Source organism: Saccharothrix lopnurensis, from assembly GCF_042658445.1.
GTDB lineage: Bacteria > Actinomycetota > Actinomycetes > Mycobacteriales > Pseudonocardiaceae > Actinosynnema > Actinosynnema lopnurensis.
On record NZ_JBHSQO010000002.1, the window covers coordinates 269,623 to 283,446 of the forward strand.

The 13,824-nt window shown below is 74.4% G+C and carries 14 protein-coding genes; 7 read left to right on the forward strand and 7 right to left on the reverse strand.

Features of this window, described 5'->3' with window-relative positions; genetic code table 11:
- The first annotated feature begins 36 nt into the window (after positions 1 to 36).
- On the forward strand, positions 37 to 1,212 hold the full coding sequence (locus ACFP3R_RS03350) for a VWA domain-containing protein (RefSeq protein WP_380632624.1): 1,176 nt from the start codon (positions 37 to 39) through the stop codon (positions 1,210 to 1,212).
- Positions 1,213 to 1,315: 103 nt separating this feature from the next.
- Here ACFP3R_RS03350 and ACFP3R_RS03355 read toward each other — a convergent pair whose 3' ends face one another.
- The gene (locus ACFP3R_RS03355) at positions 1,316 to 1,780 is read right to left on the reverse strand and encodes a hypothetical protein (protein WP_380632626.1); all 465 of its coding nucleotides are present in this window, start codon (positions 1,778 to 1,780) and stop codon (positions 1,316 to 1,318) included.
- Positions 1,781 to 1,842: 62 nt separating this feature from the next.
- A complete protein-coding gene (locus ACFP3R_RS03360) occupies positions 1,843 to 2,322 on the reverse strand; it encodes a hypothetical protein (protein ID WP_380632629.1) in 480 nt (159 codons plus the stop codon).
- A 207-nt stretch (positions 2,323 to 2,529) separates the two neighbouring features.
- Here ACFP3R_RS03360 and ACFP3R_RS03365 point away from each other — a divergent pair, with 207 nt between their 5' ends.
- From ACFP3R_RS03365 to ACFP3R_RS03375, 3 genes are all read left to right on the forward strand, one after another.
- Entirely contained in the window at positions 2,530 to 3,288 is a 759-nt protein-coding gene (locus ACFP3R_RS03365) for a DUF2470 domain-containing protein (RefSeq protein ID WP_380632631.1), read from the forward strand.
- A gap of 9 nt (positions 3,289 to 3,297) precedes the next feature.
- Positions 3,298 to 4,062, forward strand: coding sequence for a CPBP family intramembrane glutamic endopeptidase (locus ACFP3R_RS03370; protein WP_380632634.1), 765 nt, complete (start codon positions 3,298 to 3,300; stop codon positions 4,060 to 4,062).
- A gap of 316 nt (positions 4,063 to 4,378) precedes the next feature.
- Entirely contained in the window at positions 4,379 to 5,008 is a 630-nt protein-coding gene (locus ACFP3R_RS03375) for a DUF1062 domain-containing protein (protein ID WP_380632636.1), read from the forward strand.
- A gap of 113 nt (positions 5,009 to 5,121) precedes the next feature.
- Here the strand turns inward: ACFP3R_RS03375 and ACFP3R_RS03380 are convergent, their stop codons facing one another.
- Together ACFP3R_RS03380 and ACFP3R_RS03385 are read right to left on the reverse strand one after the other, a co-directional pair.
- On the reverse strand, positions 5,122 to 7,230 hold the full coding sequence (locus ACFP3R_RS03380; RefSeq protein ID WP_380632637.1) for a caspase, EACC1-associated type: 2,109 nt from the start codon (positions 7,228 to 7,230) through the stop codon (positions 5,122 to 5,124).
- Between the two features lie 2 nt (positions 7,231 to 7,232).
- Positions 7,233 to 7,586 carry a hypothetical protein gene (locus ACFP3R_RS03385; RefSeq protein WP_380632639.1) on the reverse strand — a complete coding sequence of 118 codons (354 nt, stop codon included), beginning with the start codon at positions 7,584 to 7,586 and terminating at the stop codon, positions 7,233 to 7,235.
- Positions 7,587 to 7,787: 201 nt separating this feature from the next.
- On the opposite strand from ACFP3R_RS03385, the gene ACFP3R_RS03390 reads away from it, so the two are divergent.
- Positions 7,788 to 9,038, forward strand: a complete 1,251-nt coding sequence (locus tag ACFP3R_RS03390) for an arginine deiminase (RefSeq protein WP_380632641.1) — start codon at positions 7,788 to 7,790, stop codon at positions 9,036 to 9,038.
- A gap of 106 nt (positions 9,039 to 9,144) precedes the next feature.
- Positions 9,145 to 9,705 (forward strand): ferritin, encoded by a 561-nt coding sequence (locus ACFP3R_RS03395; RefSeq protein WP_380632643.1) that lies wholly within the window; start codon positions 9,145 to 9,147, stop codon positions 9,703 to 9,705.
- Positions 9,706 to 9,748: 43 nt separating this feature from the next.
- Here the strand turns inward: ACFP3R_RS03395 and ACFP3R_RS03400 are convergent, their stop codons facing one another.
- Both ACFP3R_RS03400 and ACFP3R_RS03405 read right to left on the reverse strand, forming a co-directional pair.
- Positions 9,749 to 10,075 carry a DUF952 domain-containing protein gene (locus ACFP3R_RS03400; protein WP_380632646.1) on the reverse strand — a complete coding sequence of 109 codons (327 nt, stop codon included), beginning with the start codon at positions 10,073 to 10,075 and terminating at the stop codon, positions 9,749 to 9,751.
- Between the two features lie 64 nt (positions 10,076 to 10,139).
- Positions 10,140 to 11,084 carry a DUF5926 family protein gene (locus ACFP3R_RS03405; protein WP_380632648.1) on the reverse strand — a complete coding sequence of 315 codons (945 nt, stop codon included), beginning with the start codon at positions 11,082 to 11,084 and terminating at the stop codon, positions 10,140 to 10,142.
- A 362-nt stretch (positions 11,085 to 11,446) separates the two neighbouring features.
- Between ACFP3R_RS03405 and ACFP3R_RS03410 the strand changes: the two genes are divergently transcribed.
- A complete protein-coding gene (locus ACFP3R_RS03410; protein ID WP_380632650.1) occupies positions 11,447 to 12,679 on the forward strand; it encodes a cytochrome P450 in 1,233 nt (410 codons plus the stop codon).
- Positions 12,680 to 12,695: 16 nt separating this feature from the next.
- On the opposite strand, the gene ACFP3R_RS03415 is transcribed toward ACFP3R_RS03410, so the two are convergent.
- Positions 12,696 to 13,709: a glycerophosphodiester phosphodiesterase family protein gene (locus ACFP3R_RS03415; RefSeq protein WP_380632653.1), complete on the reverse strand. Its 1,014-nt coding sequence runs from the start codon at positions 13,707 to 13,709 to the stop codon at positions 12,696 to 12,698.
- Positions 13,710 to 13,824: the final 115 nt, after the last annotated feature.

Consider the following 13,824-nt stretch of genomic DNA (forward strand, 5'->3'; position numbering starts at 1 on the left):
CGATGATCACCCGATCGTGTCCGCCGTGGAGGGCCCGTGAACCACGATATCGCAGGTGAGCGCGAACGTCGCTGGCGTTTGCTCCTCGGCGGCGCGGCGGGCGACCTCGGTGTGCTCGGCGACGACGACCAGCGGCGCGACGGGGCGTTGACCGGCCTCTACGGTGGCGGGGGCGACGCGGCGGAGACCGGTGGCAAGCGCGGGGCCGGGCTCGGGGGCTCGTCCCCCGTCCTGCACCGGTGGCTGGGTGACATCCGCGCCTACTTCCCCTCCTCGGTCGTCCAGGTCATGCAGCGGGACGCGGTGGAGCGGCTCGGGCTGCGCCAACTGCTGCTGGAACCCGAACTGCTGTCGAGCGTCGAGCCGGACGTGAGCCTGGTCGGCACGCTCGTCTCCCTGTCCAGCGCCATCCCGGCGCGCACGCGCGAGACCGCCCGCGCCGTGGTGCGCCGGGTCGTCGAGGACATCGAGCGCCGGTTGGCCGACCGGCTGCTGGAGGCGGTCCGGGGGGCGGTCGACCACTCGCGCCGCACGCACCGGCCCCGTCTGTCCGATGTGGACTGGAACCGCACGGTCCGGGCCAACCTGCGGCACTACCAGCCCGAGCAGCGCACGGTCGTGGTCCAGGACCTGGTCGGCAACAGCCGGCGCAGTCGGCAGGCTTCGCTGCGGGACGTGGTCCTGCTGGTGGACCAGTCCGGGTCGATGGCGGAGTCCGTCGTCTACTCGGCGGTGCTGGGGGCTTCGCTGGCGTCGCTGAAGTCGATCGACACGCGACTGGTCGTGTTCGACACCGAGGTGGTCGACCTGACCGAGGAGCTGGACGACCCGGTGGACCTGCTGTTCTCCACCCAGCTGGGCGGCGGCACGGACATCAACCGCGCGGTGGCCTACGGCCAGTCGCTGGTGCGCCGCCCCACGGACACGGTGATGGTGCTGATCAGCGACCTGTACGAGGGGGGCGTGGCGCGCGAGCTGCAACGCCGGGTGCGGGAGCTGGTGAGCAGCGGGGTGACGGTCGTGGCGCTGCTCGCGCTGTCCGACAGCGGCACGCCGGCCTACGACCACGAGTTGGCCGCCCGGCTGTCGGAGCTGGGGGCGCCCGCGTTCGCCTGCACGCCGGACCGGTTCCCGGACCTGCTGGCGACGGCCCTGCGCCGGGAGGACGTGGCGGCCTGGGCCGAGCAGAGCGGGATTCCGGTGGGGCGCTGAACCCACCAGCTGACCCCACCAGCCAGTCCCGTACGCGAACCCGAACCCGCCAGTCCCGCACGCGAAACCCGAACCACCCCGAGGTAGGTGAACCGCCCCCGCGTCAGCGGATGACGACACGCCCCAGGGTCAGGAACGGGGCCCCGCGGCTCAGCACCACCGTCCGCCCCCGCGGATCGGGCCCGGCCAGCCACACCTGCCCACCGCGGCGGATGTTCTCGCGCACGCGCTCGGGGATCTCGAACAGCCGCAGGAACGTCCGGTCCGACCCCTCGGTCTCCAGGTACGCGTGCCGCCCCACCCGCGCCCGTCCGGGCACGAAGTTCACCGACACGGCGTGCCTCGGGTAGGTCTCCAGCAACCGCCGCAGGCTGCGGCGCGAGCAGAAGTGCCGCAGGCCGGGCACGGCGAACTCGACGCACAGCGGGGCCAGCACGAACACCCACCGGGACCCGAGCCACTCGGACACCAACCACAGCACGACGAACGCGAGCAGCGCGATGCCGATGAACCCGACGGCACGCCGGTCCGCCTGGGCCAGGCACTTGTGCACCCACGTCTCGCTCACTGCCGCTCCCCGCAAGCCAGGATCTCCGACCTGGGGATTTCCGTTCGGCCCGCCGGCGAAACTCACCCGCGCGACACCTTCGCGGGAAACAGCCTGGGCACGCCCCGGAACGTGACGGCGGTGGCGCCGGTCCGGTCGGGGGTCACCACCCAGGCCCGCCGGTGGCGGCTGATGCGGCCGCGGGCGAGCGGTCCGGCGTCGACGTCCAGCACGAGCGGCCGGGGGCCGTGGACGACGAGTCGGCCGCCGCGCCAGTGGACGCGCGCGTAGACCCACGCGCGGTCGCCCAGGAGGTCGGCGCACGGCCGGTCCCGGGTGAGGGCCGGGGCGAGCACGGCGGCGGAGAACGCCAGCAGCACGACCGGCAGCGACGAGGACGACCCGCGGGCCAGGACGAGGACGAGGTGGAGCAGGAAGGCGAGCACGGCGAGGACGACCCAGCCGAACGCCCGGCGGCCCGAGGTCTCCAGGCAGTGCCGGGTCCACGGGTCTTCGAGAGCCGCGCCTTCGGTGGACGGCTTGTTCGGCACGACCACGGTCACCTCCGCCAGGGGGCGTGACCAGGTTACGGCGGCGGGCCGGGGACGGGAACTGCCAACCGGACCCCGTGACCTCGGCGCTGTGCCGGCGGGCCCGCGGTGGTTACGGTGGCGGATGACCCGGGTGGACGGCGGTGAGCAGTGCACCGGTCGTGGGACTTCCCCCGCCGGGCCCGCCAAGTTAGGCTGCCCTAAGTTGGGAGGTGAGCGGTGAACGAGACACGTCGACCGCCCGCCCCGCACCCGGCGGAGCGAGCGCGCACCATCGCCGCCCGGGGTGGGCGCGCGGCCCTGTTGCCGTCGGACGGCACGGAGAACCGGGTCACGCCGGTGCTGCACCACGTCCACCCGCGCGGCGACGCGACGGTCCTGCTGCCCGACGGGCACCCGCTGGTCGAGGCCGCGCGGCGGGCCGAGACGACCGCGGTGCTGGAGGTCGCCGACCACGCGCCGGTGCCGTTGCGGGAGCCCGTGCGGGGCCTGCTGTGGATCACGGGCTGGCTGCGCACGCTCGACCCGAGGGAGGCCCGGGAGGCCGGCCTGGAGGTCGCCGAGGACCGCCCGGACCCGCGCCTGCTCGACGTCGGGCACGGGGTGAGCGTGCTGCGGCTGACCCCGGCCTCGCTGGTGGTGGCCGACGCCGAGGGCACCACCTCGCTGCGCCTGGACCTGTTCGCGCAGGCCGAGCCCGACCCGTTCGCCACGCACGAGGACCACTGGCTGCGGCACCTGGAGCTGTCGCACCGGGACGTGGTGGGCCTGCTCGCCCAGCACCTGCCGGAGCACCTGCGGGGCGGTCACGTCCGCCCGCTGGGCCTGGACCGCTTCGGCCTGCGGCTGCGGGTGGAGATGTCCGACGAGGACCACGACGTGCGGATCGCGTTCTCCCGGTCGGTCGGCACCTCGCAGGAGCTGGCGGTCGAGCTGCGCCGGCTGATGGGCTGCCCGTTCCTCGCCCAGCGCCGTTAACGTACGCGGGTGATCGAACCACTGGACGTCCGGGAGCGCCGCGGCTACCAGGTCGAACTGCTGCTGGTCTTCGCGATGACGCTCGGCCTGTCCGGGCTGCGCAGCCTGGTCCGGCTGCTGGACAGCCTGCTCAACCCGGTGCCGCTGAACGAGCAGAAGGTCGCGATCAACGTCCCGCAGGCCCGGTTCGACCTGCTGGACCTGATCGCGCAGCTGCTCGGCGTGCTCCAGCTGGCGGCGTGGGGCGGGCTGGGCCTGTACCTGCTGTGGCGGGGCGGCACCAGGCTGGGCGCGCTCGGCCTCGACCGCACCCGGATCGGCCCGGACGCCCTGGGCAGCCTCGGCCTGGCCGCCGTCATCGGCATCCCCGGCCTGGTGTTCTACCTGGTCGCGTGGAACCTCGGGCTCAACCTGGCGGTGCAGCCGTCGACGCTGGACGAGGCGTGGTGGCGCAGCGTGGTGCTGGTGCTGTCCGCCATCGGCAACGCGTGGGCCGAGGAGGTGCTGGTCGTCGGGTACCTGCTGACCCGGCTGCGGCAGCTCGGCTGGGGCGAGCACACCGCCCTGCTGGCCAGCGCCGTCCTGCGCGGCTCGTACCACCTCTACCAGGGCTTCGGCGGGTTCCTGGGCAACGTGGTGATGGGCCTGGTGTTCGGCAGGGTGTGGCAGCGGACGAACCGGCTGTGGGTGCTGGTCGTCGCGCACACCCTGCTCGACGTGGTCGCGTTCGTGGGCTACTCGCTGCTGCGCGGGCACGTCTCCTGGCTGCCGTAGGCACCCCGGGAACGCGTCGGGCCCCCGGAAAACGCGTTGCCCGGCGGCGGGCCCGGTGACCATCATGGCGACCATGGATCGATGACCGGTGACACCCGGGGATGACGGCTCCCGTCTTCCCGGGACGTGCCCGTGGAAGCCGCGCCCGTAATCGGTGCGGACTTCCCGCACGCGACGTGGACGTGCTGCCACGTCGTGCCGGCCGGTGTGCCCCGTTCCAGGGGCCCGGCCTCCGTCACCGGATCAGGGGGCGACGCGTGGCGCGGTGAACCCGCCGCCCGGCGCCTCCGCGCGAGTTCTGGAGTTCGCCGAAACCATGAGCGATCCCCGCGGCAACCACGTGCCCGTCGACGGCGACGCGGCCGGCGTCGACCGGAAAGCCCTGTGGGTGGTCAGGGAGCTGGGCCTGCCCGCCGTCGTCAAGACCTGCGTGGCGTGCCGGTCCACGCGCCACCACCCCACCGGCAAGTTCCGGGTGAACGCCAACGGCAAGCTCCTCGACGTGTGGGTGCTGATCGGCTGCGCCGGGTGCGGCCGCACGGCGAAGCTCCCCGTCCACGAGCGCGTCCACGTGCGGGCGCTCGACCACGAGCGGCTGGTGCGGTTCGAGCGCAACGACCCGGCCGCGGTGCGGGAGCTGGCCGTGGACGCGGCGCTCGCCGGGAGGGCCGGGTACCGGCTGGACTGGAGCGGCACGTGGGAGCTGGAGACCGACACGCCGTTCCGCGAACCCGCGGACCCGGCGCCGCTGGAGGTCGTCGTCCGGTTCGAGCTCCCGGTGCCCGTCCAGGTCGGGAAGCTGCTCAGGGCCGGGTTCGGCCTGAGCCGGTCCGCGGTGAAGGGGCTGGTCGACTCCGGGCGGATCCGGCTACCGGCGACCCTCGACGCGAAGGCCCGCGAGGACTTCACCTTCCTCGTGCTGGCCCCGCCGCCCGAAGCCGGCTGAGCGCCCCGCCCGCGCGGTCCCGGGAAGCCCGGGGCCCGCGCGGGCGGAGGGCGACAGCACGAACCGACCGGACTCCCGCCAGTAGCCCGGGGCCCGCGCGGGCCGGGGCGCCGTCAGGCGACCAGCAGGAAGCGGCACGCGGTGCGGGCCGCCGCGTCCACCACGACCCGCGCCACGCCCGCCGAGTCCAGCAGGGACGGGTCCAGGTCCGCCGGGGTGACGGCGGCGTTGCGCGCGATCCGCTCGGCGGGCTCGGCCAGCGCGACCGCGAACGCCCGCCAGCCCGCGACCTCCTCCTCGGTCCCGGTCGCCTCGGCCGCCAACTGCGCGCCGATGCCGGCCAGGCCGACGCCGCCGCCCCGGACCACGCCCTCGGTGGTCGCGCTGCGCACCGCGCGCACCGCCCGCTCGACCCGCTCGACGTGCCCGGCGCCCGCCCGGACCAGGCCCGCCGGGTGCTTCGCCGAGGTCCGCCCGGTGAACAGCACCGTCTCGCCCGGGGTCACCACGGCCTTCTCCACGCGCCCGAGCGACCGCGCGCTGGCCCCCGCCAGCAGGTCGTGATCGAGGACCACGCCCTTCACCAGGTCGTGCACCCGGCCGAGCTCGATCGGGTCGACGACCACGGCGACGACCGGTCCACCGCCCAGCCGCAGCAGCTCCACCAGCACCGCGTGCGACAGCCCCTCGCACACCACGAGCAGGGCGTGGCCCTCCCGCAGCTCCTCCACCAACCCCAGCCCGGCCTGGAGGGTCCCGGCGAACAGCAGCACCCGCGCCTCCACGAGCACCGCCTCGCGCCGCTCCGGGTCGGTGACGAACTGGCCGGAGGCGTAGCCGGCGGGAATCCGCAGCCCCCGGCCGAACTCGTGCTCCAGGTCGAAGCCCTTGCCCTCCTCGACCAGGATCGGCCCGTCCTCGCCGATGACCGCGGCGACGTGCCCGATGACCTCGCCGACCGCCCGGTCCCCCGCGGCGGTCGCGGCGAGCGCGCCCACGTCCCGCGGCCGCAGCGGTTCGGCCGCCTCCGCGATCAGCTCGCCCGCCCGCCGCGCCGCCGCCGTCACGCCGCGCAGCAGGCGCACCGGGTCGTGGCCCTCGCGCATCGCGTCGACCAGCCCCGCGAGCGCGCCGCGCGCCACCGCCACCGCCGGCGCGGCCCCGTCCCCCGCCTCCCGCAGCACCTGCCCGACCAGCTCGCGCACGTACGACGCGCCCAGCGAGTCGCGCGGGTCGTCGGGCTGGTAGGCCGCCGCGATGGCGGAGGAGTCCGCCAGCTCCACCGGCCGCCGGTCCACGAACACCACGGCCCGCCGGCCCATCGGCCCCAGCGTCCGGCACACCGGTTCGGCGGCCGCCCGGAAACCGCGCGCCACCAGCAGCTGGCCGGGCGTGTAGGAGGCGGTGCGCCGCGGCCCGCGCTCCGGGGACCCGCCGGCCCGCGCGAGGCGCAGCGGGGCGGACGCGCCGTGCGCGAAGAACTGCGGCGTCTGGTCCGGGCGACGGACGCGCACCCCGGCCCGCGCGTAGGCGAACAGCTCGGCGGCGTCGATCCACCCGTCGCCGTCGAGGTCGGCCCCGCCGCCCGCCAGGCCCTCGATCAGCACGTCGGTGAACAGCGAGGCCACCGGCGCGTCCAGGGACAGCGAGTCCTGCTCGAAGGCGTACTCGTAGGCGTTGGACGCGGTCATCACCACGTAGCCCTCGCCGGCGTCGTCCAGGCCGGCGACGTCCAGGCCGGCGACGTCAGGGCCCACGACGTCCAGTCCCGCGACGGCCGGCACCGTCCCGGCGGCGGCCTTGAACCCCTCGACGAACGCGCCGCTGAAGCAGCAGTCGAGGACCAGCACCCGGCCGGCGGCGCGGCAGTCCTCCAGCTGCTCGTTGAGGAACGACCTGGGGATCGCGGTGCCCGCGGGCCGGTCCTGCACGGTGTCGGCCGCGGCGAAGTACAGCCGCCCGGAGGGCGAGACCAGGCCGTGGCAGGAGAAGTACAGCAGCACGAGGTCGTCGGGCGCGCGGGGCGCGAGCAGGTCCTCCACCGCGCGCCGCACGTCGGCCCCGGGCCGGTCCCGCAGCACCTCGACGGAGGTGAACCCGCCGACCTCGGGGTCCTCCAGCACGGCGGCGAGCCGTTCCACGTCCTGCTCGGGCGCGCGCAGCCGGCTCAGCCGCGCGTCGTCGTACTCCCCGGTGGCGACCAGGAGCGCGTGCCGACCCACCCCTAGCCCTCGCGCTCCCGCAGCCACGCCTCCAGCAGCGCTCTTTGGGACCCGGCGTCCAGGCCCTCGACGGTGATCTCGTCCTCGCCGGTCCTGATGGTCACCTTGCGCGCGCTGCCCCGCTGCACGAACGCGGTGACCACCGACGCCACGGCGCCCGCCGCGGCCGCGCTGAGCGTGCCGTTGAGGACGAGTTCGGCGATGGTCGCGCCCGCGCCGCTCTTGGCGCCCTCGGGCAGGTCGGCGGGCGCGGGCCGCGCGTCCACGCGGGCGCCCCGGACCAGCTCCCGGAGCAGCAGGTTCGTCGCGGCCGCCGCCCCCGCGGGCGCGTCGACCGTCATCCGTAAATCCGTCACCGGGCCTCCCCCTCGTAGATCTCCGATCATCCCCCAGGCCGCCCGGTGATCCGCCGCCGCACCTGCCCGAGCAACGTTCCTCCGGTCAGAGGATCCGGTTGCGCAACACATCGCCGCTTGAGCGCCGATCCACGTTCAATCCCGCCGGAACGGGTCGCGTTGAGCTGCTGTTACCGCCACACCCGGGTTACCCTCGGAAGCGTGACTGCGCACATCGCCCAGACCCAGACCCAGCCCGGGGCCGACCCCGCACCGGCGCCCCGGGTCGACAGCGAGGTAGGCCCCCTGCGCACGGTGCTGCTGCACCGACCCGGCGCCGAGCTCAAGCGGCTGACCCCGCGCAACAACGACCAACTGCTGTTCGACGGCGTGCCGTGGGTGGACCGCGCCCAGGAGGAGCACGACGCGTTCGCCGAGGTGCTCCGCGGCCGCGGGGCCGAGGTGCTGCTGCTGTCGGACCTGCTGGTCAGCGCCCTGCACGACGACCGGGCGCGGATCGCGGGCATCCACAGCGCGGTCGACGAGCGGCGGCTGGGCATCGACCTGGCCGACGCGCTGCGCTCCCACCTGGCCTCCATCGGCCCGGAGCCGCTGGCGACCGCGCTGATGACCGGCATGACGTTCGAGGAGCTGCCCGCGGCCGAGGGCGCGTCACTGGTGCGCAAGATGCACCACCCGCACGACTTCGCGGTGGCCCCGCTGCCGAACCTGCTGTTCACCCGCGACTCGTCGGTGTGGGTGGGCGACCGGGTGGCGATCACCTCGTTGGCGCTGCCCGCGCGCGACCGGGAGACCGCGCTGACCGACCTGATCTACGCCTACCACCCGCGGTTCCGCAAGACCGGCCGCGCGTACGGGGCGCACTCCGCGCCGGTCGAGGGCGGCGACGTGCTGCTGCTCGCGCCGGGCGTGCTGGCGATCGGCGTCGGTGAGCGCACCACGCCCGCGGGCGCCGAGTCGTTCGCCCGGTCCGCGCTGGCCGACGGCCTGGCGCACACCGTGCTGGCGGTGCCGATCACGCAGGAGCGGGCGACCATGCACCTGGACACGGTGTGCACGATGGTCGACCGGGACGCCGTGGTGATGTACCCGGCGGTGCGCGACACCCTGGACGCCTACCCGGTGCGGTCGGACGGCGCGGGCGGCGTGGTGGTGGAGGACCGGCGGCCGTTCCTGGACGCGGCGGCCGAGGCGATGGGCATCGAGCGGCTGCGCGTCATCGACACCGGCCTGGACCCGGTCACCGCGGAGCGCGAGCAGTGGGACGACGGCAACAACACCCTCGCCGTCGGTCCCGGCCTGGTGGTGGCCTACGAGCGCAACGTGGAGACCAACGCGCGCCTGGAGGACGCGGGCGTGGAGGTGCTCCGGATCAGCGGTTCCGAGCTGGGCTCCGGTCGCGGCGGGCCGCGCTGCATGTCCTGCCCGATCGATCGCGCGCCACTCGTGTGAAATGCACTCCGGAAGGGTTGCCTAAGCTTTCTTCGGCAACCCTTCCCTTATTTTGGCAAGCCTTTCCTTGAATGCGGGGAAAGACATCGCGGGCTATTCTTCGAGTATGGCACTCAACTTGACGAAGATCTCTTCCGCACGCGAGTCGAAGTTCCACGACCTGCTCCGGGCGCAGGTCCGCAACGAGTTGACCGCCGCGCAGCAGTACCTGGCCATCGCGGTCTGGTACGACGGCCACGACCTGCCGAGGCTGGCCGCGCACTTCTACGGGCAGTCCCGCGAGGAGCGCGACCACGCGATGATGATCGTGCAGTACCTCATGGATCTCGGGCTGCCGGTGGCGGTGCCCGGGGTGGACGAGGTGCGCAACGACTTCGCCGCGCCGCGCGAGCCGGTCGCGCTCGCGCTGGAGCAGGAGCGGACCGTCACCGAGCAGGTCGTGGCGCTGGCCAAGACCGCCCGCGACGAGGGCGACTACCTGGGCGAGCAGTTCCTCCAGTGGTTCCTCAAGGAGCAGGTCGAGGAGGTCGCCTCGATGACCACGCTGCTCACCGTGGTCGACCGGGCCGAGGGCAACCTGTTCCACGTGGAGAACTTCCTGGCCCGCGAGACCGGGGGCGGCGACGCCGACCCGACCGCGCCGCGGGTGGCGGGCGGCGCGCTCTAGGCGGCGCCGCCGTTCTTCACCGCACCGGCTTCCCACACCGGCTTCACAGCACCGGCGAGGGCCGGAACGCGCCGTCGGTGTCCGGGGTGAACTCGTGCACGGCCACCACGTGGTCGACCGGCACCGGCCCGTAGACGTGCGGGAACCACGGCCCGGACTCGTCGCCGTCACCCGGCTCCCACAGCACCGGCAGGCCCTCGGGGTCGACCACCAGCAGCACCAGGTCGTGCCTGCCCGCGAACAGCCGGTTCGCGGGCAGGTGCACCGTGCCGGGGTCCGAGCAGTGCACGAACCCGTCCGGGTCGAGCGGGACCGCGCCCGCCTCGCGGTCGCGCGCCCAGTCCTGCCTGGTGCTGATCCGCAGGATCACGCGGCCTCCTGAGGTTGTCCACAGCACCTGTGGACAGGTTGGGTGGAGCCTGTGGACAGCCGGGTCAGCGCAGGGTGATCTGCCGGCCGCGCAGACCGTCGCGGGAACGCCGCTCGGCCTCGCTGAGCGGCTCGGCGTCCAGGCCGGCCAGGGCCTCGTCCAGGCGCTCGCCCAGGGCCCCGGCGCCCGGCGCCCACTCGCTGGAGTGCAGCTCGCGGTCCAGGTCCCAGACCGGCACGAGCAGGCCGTGGGCGCGGAACGAGCCCGCGTACCGGGAGCCCTCGCCGAGGTCCAGCTCACCGCGCACGGACAGCCGGGCGAGCGCCGCGAGCAGCGCCTCCTCCGGCTCGGGGCGGACCCAGCGCAGGTGCGCCTTGTCGCCCGCGTCGACCCAGTACGCGGCCCGCACACCCGGCGCGTCCAGGCGCTCGGTCGGCAGGATCGCGGCGTTGGCGCGCTCCAGGGACAGGGCGACGTCACCACTGGCCTCGGTCTCCGGCGGCAGCCACCACGCGAAGTCCGGGTGCAGCTCGGGGCTGAGGGTGGCCTCCGGGTCCAGCAGGTCCTGGAGCCGGCCGGGCTCCTCGCCGGTGTCGGGGCCGACCACGGCCAGCGCGTCGCCGGTCTCGGCGGTCAGCGCCCACCGCACGGCGCGCGCCAGGTCCCGGCTCAGGTCGCCGGAGCGGACCTGCACCTGGAGGCCGACGAACGCGGTCCCGTCGGCGCGGACCAGGCCGGCGGCGGCCATCGGCAGCACGGTGGCCAGCACGATCTCCCGCGCCGCGTCCTTGACCGGCAGCTTCGCCGTGGCCGAGGGCACGAACTCGCGCAGCGCGATCAGCTCGGCCTCGGCGGCCAGGCCCTCGAACGGGCGGGAGACGATCACGTCCGCCGCGCCGCCGGCCGCGCCGTGGCACGCCTTGTAGCGCTTGCCGGAGCCGCACGGGCACGGCTGGCGGGGGTTGACCCCGTCCACCGGCTTGTTCTTCACGGCCGTCCGCTTCGCCACCGCGCCTCCTCGTGGTCAGGGCTGGTCGGGCGTCAAGTTATCCGCAGGGCGCTCGCGCGTCTCCCCCGGGTTGTCGGTGGCGGCGAACCGGAGCCCGCGCGCCCGGCCCGACGCCGGGTCGGCCGGGTCGACGACGGTCCGCGCGCGGGCATCCCGTCCCCGATCCGGGTGACGCTTGAGCAGGTGAACTCCGGAACCCGTGCCGTCACCCGCCCGGGAGTCCACCCGGTCGTGGCCGCGGACCGGGGGTCATCCCGGGTCAGCGGCACGCCGGCTGATGCTTCCGGTGGAGCGCGGGTTGGGTCATCCCGACCACGCGATGTCACGGCTCCCTGAACGTTTGCCGGAACAAGCACCGTCGGATGGACTTGAAACGAGGTCACGACCTACCGTCCGTGACCGTGACCTCGTTCGACCAGCGCGATCCGGCCTTCATCGCGGACCCGTACCCCGTCTTCGCCGCCCTGCGCGCGGAGGGCGAGGTGCACCGGCACGCGGAGGCGGACCTCACCGTGGCGGTGTCCCACGCGGCCGCCTCGGCGGTGCTGCGGCACCGGTCCCTCGGGCGGATCTGGTCGGACGCCGAACCGGTCGCGCGGTTTCCCGCGTTCAACCTGCTGCACCGCAACTCGCTGCTGGAGAACGAGCCGCCCACGCACACCCGCCTGCGCCGGCTCGTGGCCGCCGCGTTCGGCCGGGGGCACGTGGAGCGCCTGCGGCCGTGGGTCGAGGAGCTGGCCGACCGGCTGGTGGACGAGCTGGTGGCCAAGGTCGGGTCGGAGGGGTCGGCCGACCTGCTGTCCGCCGTGGCCGCGCCGCTGCCCGTCGAGGTGATCGCCCAGCTGCTGGGCGTGCCCGCGGCGGACCGACCGCTGCTGCAACCGTGGTCCAACGCCATCGTGAAGATGTACGAGTACGACCTGCCGGACGGGAAGCGGGCCGCGGCCGAGCGGGCGGCCGCCGAGTTCGTCGGGTACCTGCGCGAGCTGATCGCGCTGCGCCGGGTGGCGCCGGGCGACGACCTCGTGTCGGACCTGGTGGCGGTCACCGACACCGACGGCGCGACGCTGACCGAGGACGAGCTGGTCGCCACCGCCGTGCTGCTGCTCATGGCCGGGCACGAGGCCACGGTGAACGTCATCGGCAACGGCGTGCTGGCGCTGATGGAGCACCCCGCCCAGTGGCGGCGGCTGGTCGCCTCCCCGGAGCTGCTGCCGACCGCGGTGGAGGAGCTGATCCGCTACGACTCGCCGTTGCAGCTGTTCGAGCGCACGGCGACGGAACCGGTGGAGATCGCGGGGCACCGGCTGGAGCCGGGGCAGAAGATCGCCGCCCTGCTCGGGGCCGCGGCGCGCGACCCGCTGGTGTTCGCCGAGCCGGACGTGCTGGACATCGGGCGCGACCCCAACCCGCACCTGGGGTTCGGGGCCGGCATCCACTACTGCCTGGGCGCGCCGCTGGCGCGGATCGAGGTGCGGGCGGCGCTGTCGGCGCTGACCCGGAAGCTGCCCGGGGCGCGCCTGGCGGCCGCGCCGCGGCGGAAGGCGGAGTTCGTCATGCGGGGGCTGCGCGAACTGCCGCTCGCGGACGGCTGACCGCCCGGCGGGCACGTCAGCGCGCCCGGTACGACCTGGGCAGCTCGAAGCCGCGCTCGGCCATGACCTCGCGCAGGCGGTCCGGGTAGTCGGTGATGATGCCGTCCACGCCGTCGTCGATGAGCTTGTTCATGGTCGGCTTGTCGTCGACCGTCCAGGGGATGACCTCAAGACCGTGCGCGTGGGCCTCGTCGACCAGGGCCCTGGTGGTGAACGGGACGTAGTCCGGGTCGGTGACCACGCCGTTCTGCGGGTTGCCGTGCACCGGGGAGAGGGCGGACGCGCCGAAGCTCTTGACGGCCCTGACCACGCTGCCACCGAAGTCGGCCAGTTCCAGGCCGCCCGTCCACGGGGAGCCTGGGCGCAGGAACTCGGGCTGGGTCAGGGCGACGAGCGGGATGCGGCGGTCCTTCCGGCGCCACAGCATCAGGGTGCCCCAGTCGAAGGACTGGACCGTCACGTTGCGGCGGAAGCCTGATGTGAGGATCTCGCGGTGCGTGACCTCGACGAACTGCTCGCGCGGCGCGGTCTCGTGCGGGGCGGCGGCCTCGACCTTGGTCTCGATGTTGAAGCGGACGCCGTGCGCGCGGTGGTGTCGGGCCAGCGCGAAGACCTCGGCCAGGGTGGGCATCCGGGCACCCGGCGAGAGCTCCTGGCCCGGGTGCTGGGGCAGGCGGCGGGAACCGCAGTCCAGGGTGCGGACCTGCGCGAACGTCAGGTCCTTGACGTACCTGCCCGCGTAGGGGAACGCCGGGTCGCCGGGGAACGCGGGCGCGGTGTCGACGCACTTGGCCGGGTTGGTCCTGCGGTCGTGCGTGACGACCTCGCGGCCGTCCCTGGTGATCTGGACGTCCAGTTCGAGGGTGGTGACGCCGAGCCGGAGGGCCTTGGCGAAGGCGGCGAGGGTGCCCTCGACGGTCAGGCCGAGGCCGCCGCGGTGGGCCTGGAGGTCGAACCGCTCGCGGCCGTGGGCGTGCGCGGCGCCGGGGAGCAGGAGCGACAGGACCAGTGCCACCGCGAGTGCCCTCATGGGGACACGGTGGCACGCGCGGGACGGGCCTCCAACCGCCGGCGGGGGAACTGCCCCTGAACGGCGGGCAACGCCCTTACCGGGCTCGGGTGGTCACCCTCTTCGGCCGGTGGAC

Coding starts and splice junctions, on each gene's coding strand:
- ACFP3R_RS03375 (WP_380632636.1), top strand. CDS start 4,379: ATGAGCGATCCCCGCGGCAACCACGTGCCCGTCGACGGCGACGCGGCC.
- ACFP3R_RS03395 (WP_380632643.1), top strand. CDS start 9,145: ATGGCACTCAACTTGACGAAGATCTCTTCCGCACGCGAGTCGAAGTTC.
- ACFP3R_RS03410 (WP_380632650.1), top strand. CDS start 11,447: ATGGACTTGAAACGAGGTCACGACCTACCGTCCGTGACCGTGACCTCG.
- ACFP3R_RS03415 (WP_380632653.1), bottom strand. CDS start 13,709: ATGAGGGCACTCGCGGTGGCACTGGTCCTGTCGCTCCTGCTCCCCGGC.